This is a genomic window from Deltaproteobacteria bacterium, from assembly GCA_023382265.1.
GTDB lineage: Bacteria > JAMCPX01 > JAMCPX01 > JAMCPX01 > JAMCPX01 > JAMCPX01.
Genome location: JAMCPX010000034.1, coordinates 47,787 through 55,721, shown reverse-complemented (window position 1 = coordinate 55,721; position 7,935 = coordinate 47,787). Strand labels below are relative to the sequence as shown.

Here is a 7,935-nt window from a genome sequence, read left to right as displayed (position 1 = left end):
TTTCTTCTGTTCTTATGTTATCTACATTCCTTAAAACAAAGTTCAATCTCGCTCTCTCCGATGCAAATGTGAGAATCTCTCCCTCAACAGGTGAAACAGCAAGTGTTAAGGATGAATAGTTGTATGCCTCCGGCTCGGATGAACCGGCACCCCAGATACCACCTGTCGCAAGCACTGTTACATTCTGTAATAGGGTTATTGTTGCAAGCTTTGTGGAACCGCCTGCCGAAGGGAATGAGAACGTTCCGAGTATATCAATATGATCCCCAGGTCTGATGAGTCCTGAGACGCTTGTTTGACTATCAACGGGTATTGATATTGCCCTTTCACCCTCTTTTATAAGTGAGGTAAAACCTGAACCTTTTGAAGCACCAAGCATTGTCCATTGCAGCGGCTCATTTTTTTCTACCCGCATTACGCTGCGGTGACCTAAAACAGCACCAATATCCCTCTCAAGGATGGTGTTTTTTGATATGTATCTTTTGGGTACCTGTGTTATGGTTATATGTTCCTTTGTTATTATGGTACCCGGCTTTATATCTACCCTTGAGACAAGCACACCTATTGTTCCAAGCTCGTTATAAATGCTGTGCCTAAAGGCTATAAGATAAAGCTGTAAAAAAATGATTGCAATGATACCGCTACCAATGCCGATGATAAGTTTTTTATTTTTATCAAGTTTCACGGTAAACCCTTATGGTATAGGAAGCGATATAAACGATATGATAAAACCAAAATAACTGCTCATTGCAATAGCAAGTTTGTCCACTGCAATACCTGCAAAAATAACAAGCACTGCAGTAACAATCAGATACTCGATCATAGCCTGACCTTTATTTCTCTTTAACGGCGTATGTAACAATTGACACATGTCCTTCCTCCTCTTTTGCATAAACGGTAAGATACATACTATTTCCCTGATACATGATAAAATTCCCTTCAGCTCTGAGCCTGTTATAACCCATTGAGCGGAACTTCATATTAAAAAAAAGCATTATTGCATTTATGTTTGTTACAAAGACATTATAATGTCCGATAGACATATTTTTAGTTTCTATTACATTTACCTTTTGTGAGCCCGGATATCTCGGGATAATATTATTGTCAGGCTGATCATCGTTAAGAAATGCAACGGGATCAAAATCGTTACCGGATCTTATAGATACATACTGCGTTGAGCCGCTTTTAAGGTTGTTAAAACCTATTACCGGTTCTATCAATGCAAACAGCGATCCGTTTTTATTTATGTGGTTTTTATCAATACCTTTAAAATGTACACAAAGCCCTCCATTTCTATCTCTATAGAACGGTAATGGATAGCTTCCCCTTTCCTTACTCAGTAATGCACCATTATCATTATTTTTTGCTATAAACATATCCACTGATTGACCATTGATCTTAAAGTGAATTATTTTTTGATTTAAAGATTTTGTTGGCAAATTCACCATATCATAAATAGTGCTTTTACTAAGAGATACAGATATAATGAAGATGAAGGCTGCGATAAAAGATATAATGAGTAAAGTATTCTGCTTCAACAGTTCAATCCTTATAGATGTGGTTTCTCAAGATCAATATTAACACTACTGCCTTTGAATGCCTTAGCTACCGCAATGGCCCATAAACCGTACTTTAATACATTTCCTGTAATACTGCTATCATTCCACGTATCCATGAATACAAAGTTAACAGCACTTGCATAAGACTTTGTGCCAGTAAATGGGATATCATCTGCTCGTACTTGTATGCCTGTGCCTTTGAGTCCGGCTATACTACCTAAAATATCCCCGAGGTCTCCAAGCTGGTTACCGGCAAATCCAACGGATGCATCGGGCATTGTAAACTTGATCTCTGTATCTGTCGCAAAAAATAAGGCTTTAATCTGCTTCTCATCTGGCAATGTATCTCCATGCCTGCCGGCATACCATGATGCGTATCTTACGGCTGTAACCGTACGCTGTTTTAAAACGAGCCACCTTGCAAAGAATACAACAATTGCGATACTCAATAAAAGTGCGGGGAATACTATTAGGAACTCAGTCATTGCCTGACCGGTTTTCGATTTAATGAAGTATAAGTTTTTCATCTATCCAATTAATAAAGTTAGAAGATTTTAGCTTTAACTGCTGTGAAACAGATCGTAATGCTGTGAATTTTGTAAGATGGGCATCCCAATCCATTTCAAGTAAAACATCTCCGGGACCCGTGCTTTTGCTCTGCGGCTTTGATTGCGAAAAAGCAAGAAATCCCCAGGGGTTTTTATCCTCCGGCAGTAATGCTTTATTACTTATAAAAACAGGCTGCCTTTTTTTACCAAGGTCAGTTGTAGCAACAGCTATGTATAAAAACTCATTAGCCCTTTCATGGAGTTTCATGGGGAATGGAAGCTCTGAAGGTGACTTACTTTTAGTGGTTGTTTCTATGGACATATCAAGTTTACAAAAAACCTTCTCATTAAGCGGCATGTTAAGCACCCCACCTTTTTGTATAGGCGGATTATTGCTGCAGTCCTCCGGTACGCAGCTTACAAAATCATCTAAAAATTTTTCATCCGGTGCAGTGTTCTTAATCCATGATATATCCGTACAGCCTGTTTTTGATACAACCTTTTGGGTGCAATCAGCACATGGATCAGGGTTTGAAAAGGTTGTTGTTATGTAATGCCAGTTTGCATCTACCTTTTTTGTAGTTGATACATCAGGGTAGGAAGATGGAGATTCTTTTGCTTTATTATAAGCATTAACTGCATCTGTATAGTCACCATAGCTATGATTATCATTATACGATGTCTTTACAGAGCCGTTTGGAGCAAGCGCACTTAAATCTATAGATTTATCTAACTTACTAAATGCCTTTGCTAAAAGCGGTGAAATGGATTCAATCTTGTTCTCTATATCACTCATAATTGCCTTGATCAGATCAGAGAATGTGCCTTTATCTACATTTAATGATATTGCTTCAGGTGTGAGGGGCGGAGGCACATCACCAGAAGGTCTATAAGGATAGGTAATTGATAAAGGGCTGTATGTGTCCGCACCAGATGCTAACTCAACTGCTGCAGGCACTATGTAAGGGAAGACCTCTGCGATCTTTTTTTCAAGCTTTGATAATTCTTTAGCAGTATTCCAGAGTCTTGGAATTGCCTTTCTTGCAAAATTTACCATAAGTGGTAATGCTGAAGCGCATGCCTCTCCAATACCGGCCCACCATAATGTAGCAGAGCAAACACTTAGAACTGCAATGGCTGTTATGGTTAAGATAATCAGCTCAACCGATAATACGATCCCCTGATTAAGTCCTGCTATTAGATTCAAGCCCCTTGACTCCCATACTGCACCTGCAACAGATGCATTATCTGATGTATTCTGCAGCTCTATCTTGTATGATAGCTCTCTGCCGACATTCGCAACAGCAGAGATAAATATGATTAACGTAATCAATGTTATAACAACAAATACCATTGCCTGGCCATGCTCATCGTATCTTAATCTTGCTATACTCATGGGCACTCCTGTTTAACGATCCTGCTTATGCCTGTCCTGCTTTTGTCGGTATGATATTGTGGCCTGCCGTTCTTGTATGTCCCTGATTTGTAAACCTCATCATATGTATAGTTATGTTTTAGACCTTTGTTGTCTGTATATGAGTATGTACATTTTGACGGATCAGCAGCTTCTGACCCATCGGTTCGTTCAATCGACAAGGTCATCTCTGTTGATAAAGGGTAGAAATAGTCATTGCCGATTACAGAGGCTATTGTACTTAACCATCCATTATCGGTATTATTTGAATAATCTGATAATATCTTTAATAGGGCAGAGCCTTTCTGACCCATTAGCCTGTTAACTAAAGGGATGTAAAGGTATGCAAGATAATCAACATGAACAGTAATATCATCATCATTCTGTAGGGTGTTTGCGGCGAACTTTGTATTTGTAAACTGCCATGCATAAGCATACCTAAAAGGTAATGAACTGATACCTGCTATGGCATTGCTAACGCTGTTAATTGTATCGGTTAGCACTCCAAGTCCGATAACTTTATCAAGTGCAGGTGAAATAGGCGTCATTGACAGCCTTGCCGCATCTGTAACAGCTTCCATATTATCAGGCTGGACAATCGCTGCCCTCGCGGAATTAAACGCAGCGTACTCCAAAAAAAGCCTTGTTTGTGCAAGCAGAGAAAGCTGTATAACTGCAAGCACAATAATCAGAACAAGTGGAAAGGAAATTATAAACTCAAGCATGGACTGTCCATGATCGTCTTTCATAATAACTGCCTTCATTCTTGTTATTGGGTACTCGGACTGTAACCTTTGTCCTTGCTGATCGTATCTATTTGTTTCGCGGCAGTATCAACGCCTGAACCCAGTTTATTCCTGAAAACCATAAACACGGTAATCAGGCCTATTGCAATCAGCATTACGATCAGGATGTACTCTGTCATGCCCTGTCCCTTTTCTTTTTTGTTAGTGTATGGTTCCGAAAGCAGGTCGATGTTCATATTATTTCTCCTTATACGCATTTTATGCGTTTAGATAAGCTTAAGTTTTTTTTGTGTCAAGTAAAAGTATTGATCCGTTGTACACTTTTTTATACTGTGTGATATTTTTGTAACATTGTATAACTGCTGAATCACAATCAATAAATGTAATAACTTGAAATCACAGGACTTTTTTACTGGCATAAAATTTGCTTATTATATAAACGGAGGCTAAAATTATGTGGCTTTTGAAGTTTACATTTATAGTAATTGGTGTGATATACGAGTTGATACATTATGTAGTGGGTACATATTATACTGCCATAAGCAAAAAGGTTTCTGCCTATATATATCGTACTAACGGAACAGCATCAAGTGGTCATTAATACCTGCCTACACCCGGTTTTATCCTTGTAGGACGTTTAATCCTGTACACAGTGAATGGCTCTGTATCTCTCCTGCTTCAGAGGTTTTTCTATTGCATTTTTCGGGTCAGCCTATAAAAAGGTTTTATGCTTTTTTCTTGCTACTTCTGTTTTATAAGCTGCTGCACTGACGGCATCTGCAACGGCTTTTACAACACTTTTATCAAACACGCTCGGCACAATATAATCCTCACTCAGTTCCGCAGGTTTTATTAGAGATGCGATTGCATTGGCTGCTGCCAATTTCATCTGACCGTTAACGGTTCTTGCCCTTGCATCCAGTAAACCTCTAAACATACCCGGAAAACACAAAACATTGTTTATCTGATTCGGGTAATCCGATCTGCCTGTTGCTACAATCCGTGCATGCTTTTTTGCAATCTCCGGCTCAATCTCGGGATCCGGATTTGCCATTGCAAAGACTATCGGTGATTTTGCCATTCGTTTAAGGTCGGAAGGCTTTACGATATTTGATGTTGAAACACCTATGAACACATCTGCATCATTAAATGCATCCGAAAAATTCGTACTGAGGTTTTGCTTATTTGAATAATGTGCAAGCCACTCAAGGTATGGGTTCATAGACTTTGTTCTTCCTCTGCAGATCAGTCCATCCTTATCACACACAATGAGATCCTTTACATGCTTCATGATTAGCAGCTTTGCGATAGACATGCCCGCTGCACCCGCACCCGACATAACAACCTTTATATCTTCAAAATGCTTCTTCACAACCTTTAAAGCGTTGGTCAATGCTGCAAGCACCACTATTGCAGTACCATGCTGATCATCATGAAAAACAGGTATATCAAGTGATTTTTTTAACTCATCTTCAATGTAAAAGCATCTCGGTGCTGAGATGTCCTCAAGGTTTATTCCGCCGAACCCGCTGGATATGTGCTTAACTGCTGCTATGATTTCTTCTGGATCCTTTGTATTGAGCACAATAGGGAACGCATCGACATTTGCGAATTCTTTAAACAGCAGTGCCTTGCCTTCCATAACAGGCAGTGCTGCCTCCGGTCCAACATCTCCAAGCCCTAAAACAGCAGTGCCGTCGGACACAACTGCGACCGTATTCTTCCTTATAGTAAGTGTAAAAGATTTACTCTTGTCCTCCTCTATGGCCCTTACAATCCTTGCAACTCCGGGGGTATAAGCAAGAGAAAGATCATCTCTTGTTTTTACAGGATTCTTGGCAACTACACTGATCTTTCCTCCAAGATGATACAAAAATACCCTGTCAGAGACACTTACAACATCAACACCTTTTAACTTTTTCAATGCCGTTATGATTTCGTGAGAATGTTCTTCATCCTTTGCCTTTACAGTTATATCTCTGACGATTTTGTCTTTTGTAAAACCTACAAGGTCAACCGCTCCTATATCCCCTCCTGCCTTGCCGATGACCGTTGTCACCCTTCCAAGCATGCCCGGCACATTATGTATCTCAAGCCTTACTGTTATGCTATAACTTACTGAAGGAATTCCTGACATGTAAGTCTCCTTTGTTTTTTGGCTGATATGTAACACAACTTATTAAGTATGACTATGAATTTACAAGAAAAGGTTTATCTCTTGCAAGAGCTTGAACAGCTTATTGCAAGGCTTGATATAGAATTGAGGTATGAGCATCTTGTTGATGCAAGCAGCGGATTGTGCACTTACAAAGGTAAAAGGTGTCTCCTTCTTGAGATAGATATGGATATAGATTCAAAGCTCATACTATTAAAATCCGTATTAAATGCTTATGACCTTTCGCATATGTTCATATCCCCAATGGTTAGAGATTTTCTGGGCTAATAAAAAAAACATGCATTTTTTGCATTGTCTATACATCTTTACATACATCCATTTATATGTTATTTCAGTAACATATTAAGATATATAACATTTATTCTGGCATACGCCTTGCATATATTTAAGGGAGGCTTTTATGAAAGATAGAGGGTTTACACTGATTGAGTTAATGGTTGTTATTGTTATAATAGGTATTATGCTTATTATAGCAAGCCCAGGCATAAGAAATTGGTATACAGGCTTTCAATTGAAAAGTTCTGCGGACAATATTATGAACACATTGGCAGCCGCGCGTTTAACAGCAATAAACACCAATTCAAATCAGATTGTAGTTTTTAATCTTTCAAATAACAGCTATTATGTGATCAATGACGCTAACAGGGACTGCACTAATTTGAGCGATGTTACAAGCGGGTCATGCGTGCAGTCGGGAGATCTGGGCCGGACGTATACACTGCCCCCGACAATCCAGTTCGGTTATGTGCAGGTAGCAAATCCGGTGCCTCAAGCCTATTCTGCAATCTTCCCAACAGCAACTACAACTGCGTGTGCATTATTCTGTAAGGGTAACATCGGGGCAATAGAATTTAATGCATCTGGTAAGGCTATAAACATGTTTAGTCCTGATCCGGCCTCTTCTAACGGCATTGGCGGTGCAATAGTACTTATCCCCGATAGTGATCTCATAAATAATAATTCATCAAGACAGATTATCATAGGCTTTGTCAGCATGACAGGTGCTGTTGTTAAATTTGGAGAATGAATATGGGAATAAAGGCTGAAAATAAAGAATCAGGCTTTACATTGCTTGAAGTGCTTGTATCAATAGTAATATTTGTCATCGGTATACTTGGTTTGATGGCTTTACAGGTGTTTGCCATCAAAGGCGCCTATCTTGGTGAGAGAACAACAGAGGCGGTTGAACTTGCGAACAGCATGATAAATGAAATACAGGCAACCCCATATAACGCATCTAACCCCGGCGAATTTAGCGAAGGCTCCCATCCCGCAAGCGGTGAAGGATGCCTTCAATGTCCAACCAGCTGTAATGTAAGTCCCATTGGTCTTTGCGGGAATAGTTATAGTATATCATGGACCGTTACACCTCAAACACTCGGCAGCGGTTTAGTCAGTAACAATGTTTATGGCATAACATTAACAGTGTCATGGACGGACGGGGTATTGAATAGGTCGGTCACAATGTACACGAGTAAACTGCCTTTATAGG

At 39.6% G+C, this 7,935-nt stretch carries 12 protein-coding genes; 4 read left to right on the top strand and 8 right to left on the bottom strand.

Annotated elements, in window-relative coordinates:
* The 7 genes from cpaB to M1381_06805 form a co-directional block, all read right to left on the bottom strand.
* A partial coding sequence (cpaB, locus tag M1381_06835) for a Flp pilus assembly protein CpaB (protein ID MCL4478797.1) occupies positions 1–685 on the bottom strand: 685 nt, incomplete at its 3' end.
* A gap of 9 nt (positions 686–694) precedes the next feature.
* A complete protein-coding gene (locus M1381_06830) occupies positions 695–871 on the bottom strand; it encodes a hypothetical protein (GenBank protein MCL4478796.1) in 177 nt (58 codons plus the stop codon).
* On the bottom strand, positions 834–1,376 hold the full coding sequence (locus M1381_06825; GenBank protein ID MCL4478795.1) for a hypothetical protein: 543 nt from the start codon (positions 1,374–1,376) through the stop codon (positions 834–836). The genes M1381_06830 and M1381_06825 overlap by 38 nt, the downstream gene beginning before the upstream one ends.
* A gap of 173 nt (positions 1,377–1,549) precedes the next feature.
* Positions 1,550–2,044: a hypothetical protein gene (locus tag M1381_06820; protein MCL4478794.1), complete on the bottom strand. Its 495-nt coding sequence runs from the start codon at positions 2,042–2,044 to the stop codon at positions 1,550–1,552.
* A gap of 19 nt (positions 2,045–2,063) precedes the next feature.
* Positions 2,064–3,503, bottom strand: a complete 1,440-nt coding sequence (locus tag M1381_06815; protein MCL4478793.1) for a pilus assembly protein TadG-related protein — start codon at positions 3,501–3,503, stop codon at positions 2,064–2,066.
* On the bottom strand, positions 3,500–4,270 hold the full coding sequence (locus M1381_06810) for a pilus assembly protein (GenBank protein MCL4478792.1): 771 nt from the start codon (positions 4,268–4,270) through the stop codon (positions 3,500–3,502). Before M1381_06810 ends, M1381_06815 begins: the two co-directional genes overlap by 4 nt.
* A 20-nt stretch (positions 4,271–4,290) precedes the next feature.
* Positions 4,291–4,503, bottom strand: a complete 213-nt coding sequence (locus M1381_06805) for a hypothetical protein (protein ID MCL4478791.1) — start codon at positions 4,501–4,503, stop codon at positions 4,291–4,293.
* Between the two features lie 218 nt (positions 4,504–4,721).
* Here M1381_06805 and M1381_06800 point away from each other — a divergent pair, with 218 nt between their 5' ends.
* Positions 4,722–4,868, top strand: a complete 147-nt coding sequence (locus M1381_06800; protein MCL4478790.1) for a hypothetical protein — start codon at positions 4,722–4,724, stop codon at positions 4,866–4,868.
* A 111-nt stretch (positions 4,869–4,979) separates the two neighbouring features.
* Here the strand turns inward: M1381_06800 and M1381_06795 are convergent, their stop codons facing one another.
* Positions 4,980–6,404 (bottom strand): NAD-dependent malic enzyme, encoded by a 1,425-nt coding sequence (locus tag M1381_06795; protein ID MCL4478789.1) that lies wholly within the window; start codon positions 6,402–6,404, stop codon positions 4,980–4,982.
* A gap of 54 nt (positions 6,405–6,458) precedes the next feature.
* Between M1381_06795 and M1381_06790 the strand changes: the two genes are divergently transcribed.
* From M1381_06790 to M1381_06780, 3 genes are all read left to right on the top strand, one after another.
* Positions 6,459–6,710 carry a hypothetical protein gene (locus M1381_06790; GenBank protein ID MCL4478788.1) on the top strand — a complete coding sequence of 84 codons (252 nt, stop codon included), beginning with the start codon at positions 6,459–6,461 and terminating at the stop codon, positions 6,708–6,710.
* A 133-nt stretch (positions 6,711–6,843) separates the two neighbouring features.
* Positions 6,844–7,470: a prepilin-type N-terminal cleavage/methylation domain-containing protein gene (locus M1381_06785; protein MCL4478787.1), complete on the top strand. Its 627-nt coding sequence runs from the start codon at positions 6,844–6,846 to the stop codon at positions 7,468–7,470.
* A 2-nt stretch (positions 7,471–7,472) separates the two neighbouring features.
* Complete coding sequence (locus M1381_06780; GenBank protein ID MCL4478786.1) at positions 7,473–7,934, top strand: prepilin-type N-terminal cleavage/methylation domain-containing protein; 462 nt, start codon at positions 7,473–7,475, stop codon at positions 7,932–7,934.
* The last annotated feature ends 1 nt before the right edge of the window (position 7,935 follow it).

Coding starts and splice junctions, on each gene's coding strand:
- M1381_06820 (MCL4478794.1), bottom strand. CDS start 2,044: ATGACTGAGTTCCTAATAGTATTCCCCGCACTTTTATTGAGTATCGCA.
- M1381_06790 (MCL4478788.1), top strand. CDS start 6,459: ATGAATTTACAAGAAAAGGTTTATCTCTTGCAAGAGCTTGAACAGCTT.
- M1381_06830 (MCL4478796.1), bottom strand. CDS start 871: ATGTGTCAATTGTTACATACGCCGTTAAAGAGAAATAAAGGTCAGGCT.
- M1381_06785 (MCL4478787.1), top strand. CDS start 6,844: ATGAAAGATAGAGGGTTTACACTGATTGAGTTAATGGTTGTTATTGTT.
- M1381_06805 (MCL4478791.1), bottom strand. CDS start 4,503: ATGAACATCGACCTGCTTTCGGAACCATACACTAACAAAAAAGAAAAG.
- M1381_06810 (MCL4478792.1), bottom strand. CDS start 4,270: ATGAAAGACGATCATGGACAGTCCATGCTTGAGTTTATAATTTCCTTT.
- M1381_06795 (MCL4478789.1), bottom strand. CDS start 6,404: ATGTCAGGAATTCCTTCAGTAAGTTATAGCATAACAGTAAGGCTTGAG.
- M1381_06825 (MCL4478795.1), bottom strand. CDS start 1,376: ATGTTTATAGCAAAAAATAATGATAATGGTGCATTACTGAGTAAGGAA.
- M1381_06815 (MCL4478793.1), bottom strand. CDS start 3,503: ATGAGTATAGCAAGATTAAGATACGATGAGCATGGCCAGGCAATGGTA.
- M1381_06800 (MCL4478790.1), top strand. CDS start 4,722: ATGTGGCTTTTGAAGTTTACATTTATAGTAATTGGTGTGATATACGAG.
- M1381_06780 (MCL4478786.1), top strand. CDS start 7,473: ATGGGAATAAAGGCTGAAAATAAAGAATCAGGCTTTACATTGCTTGAA.